Raw genomic sequence first — 1932 nt, 5'->3', positions numbered from 1 at the left:
GCGAGGTTTCGCCGACGTTCAGGGCAGTGTCGGCAACCACGATGGTGGCGGTCGGCAGCACGGTGTCGATGGTGAAATTGGCGGAGTTGGTCGTGCCGGTGCCGGCGTTGCCCGCGAGGTCGGCGATGCCAGTGTTGTCGAGGGTGATCAGGTTGCTCGTGTCGTTGACCGCGACGTTCGGCGTGAAGGTCGCCGTCCAGGTGATGCCGCCGTCGCTGCTGCTGACGGCACTCAAGGTGCCGTTGGGCACGGACAGGTCAGCGTTGCTGAAACCGCTGACTGCCTCGGAGAAGGTGATGGTCACCAGCGAGGTTTCACCGGCACTCAGCGTCGGGTCGGCCAGCACGATCGTCGCGGTCGGAAGCTGAGTGTCGATCGCGTAATTGTTCGAGTCCGTGACGCCGCTGCCGGCGTTGCCCGACAGATCGGCAATGCCGGTGTTGTCCAAAGTCACCACGTTGGTGGTATCGGAGATGCCAGTGGACGGAGTGAAGGTCGCCGTCCAGGTGACGCCGCCGTCGCTGCTGCTCAAACCGCTCAATGTGCCGTTGGCCACGGTCAGGTCGGCGGTCGTGAGCCCCGTCACCGCTTCATTGAACGTGATCGTCACCAGCGAGGTTTCGCCGACGTTCAGGGCCGTGTCGGCGACCACAATAGTCGCGGTCGGGCGCTGGGTGTCGATGGCGTAGTTGTTGGAGTCGGTGGTGCCGCTGCCCGCGTTGCCGGAGGCGTTCTGCACACCACTGTTGTCCAGGGTGATCAGGTTGCTGGCGTCGGCGATGTCGGCGGTAGGTGTAAAGGTAGCCGTCCAGGTGATGCCGCCATCGCTGGAACTCACTGCGCTCAGGGTTCCGGTGGCGATGCTCAGGTCGGCGTTGCTGAATCCGCTCACCGCTTCGCTGAAGGTGATGGTCACCAGCGAGGTTTCGCCGACGTTCAGGGCAGTGTCGGCAACCACGATGGTGGCGGTCGGCAGTACGGTGTCGATGGTGAAATTGGCGGAGTTGGTCGTGCCGGTGCCGGCGTTGCCCGCGAGGTCGGCGATCCCGGTGTTGTCCAGGATGATCAGGTTGCTCGTGTCGTTGACCGCGCCGTTCGGCGTGAAGGTCGCCGTCCAGGTAATGCCACCGTCGCTGCTGCTGACCGCACTCAAGGTGCCGTTGGGGACGGACAGGTCAGCGTTGGTGAGACCGCTCACGGCTTCACTGAAGGTGATAGTCACCTGGGTTGTTTCACCGGCACTCAGTGTCGGGTCGGACAGCACAATGGTCGCGGTCGGGCGCTGGGTGTCGATCGAGTAGTTGTTCGAATCGGTGGTACCGCTGCCGGCGTTGCCCGCGTGGTCAGTAACCCCGGTGTTGTCCAGGGTCACCACATTCGTCGTGTCAGTGATGCTGGCACTCGGCGTGAAGGTCGCTGTCCAGGTGATACCGCCGTCGCTGCTGCTCAAACCGCTCAAAGTGCCGTTGGCCACGGTCAGGTCTGCTGTCGTGAGCCCCGTCACCGCTTCATCGAATGTGATCGTCACCAGCGAGGTTTCACCGATGGCCAGCGAGTTGTCGGCCACGACGATGGTCGCGCTCGGGCGGGCGGTGTCGATGGCGTAGTTGTTCGAATCAGTGGTGCCGCTGCCCGCGTTGCCGGAGCTGTTCACTACGCCGCTGTTGTCCAAGCTGATCAGGTTGGTGGCGTCGGTGATGTCGGCGGTCGGTGTGAAAGTCGCCGTCCAGGTGACGCCGCCATCGCTGCTGCTCACTGCGCTCAGGGTGCCGTTGGCGATGGTCAGGTCGGCATTGCTGAAACCACTTACCGCTTCGCTGAAGGTGATGGTCACCAGCGAGGTTTCGCCGACGTTCAGGGCAGTGTCGGCAACCACGATGGTGGCGGTCGGCAGCACGGTGTCGATGGTGAAATTGGCGGAGTTGGTCGTGC

At 63.5% G+C, this 1932-nt stretch carries 1 protein-coding gene; it reads right to left on the bottom strand.

Annotation, left to right across the window (positions count from 1 at the left end; translation table 11 throughout):
- The coding region (locus EI969_RS29705; protein ID WP_256678383.1) for an Ig-like domain-containing protein at window positions 1–1932 on the bottom strand (1932 nt) is incomplete at both ends.

Origin of the sequence: Pseudomonas sp. PB101 (assembly GCF_009764265.1) — a bacterium.
Lineage (GTDB): Bacteria > Pseudomonadota > Gammaproteobacteria > Pseudomonadales > Pseudomonadaceae > Aquipseudomonas.
This window is presented reverse-complemented; position numbering and strand designations above follow the sequence as displayed.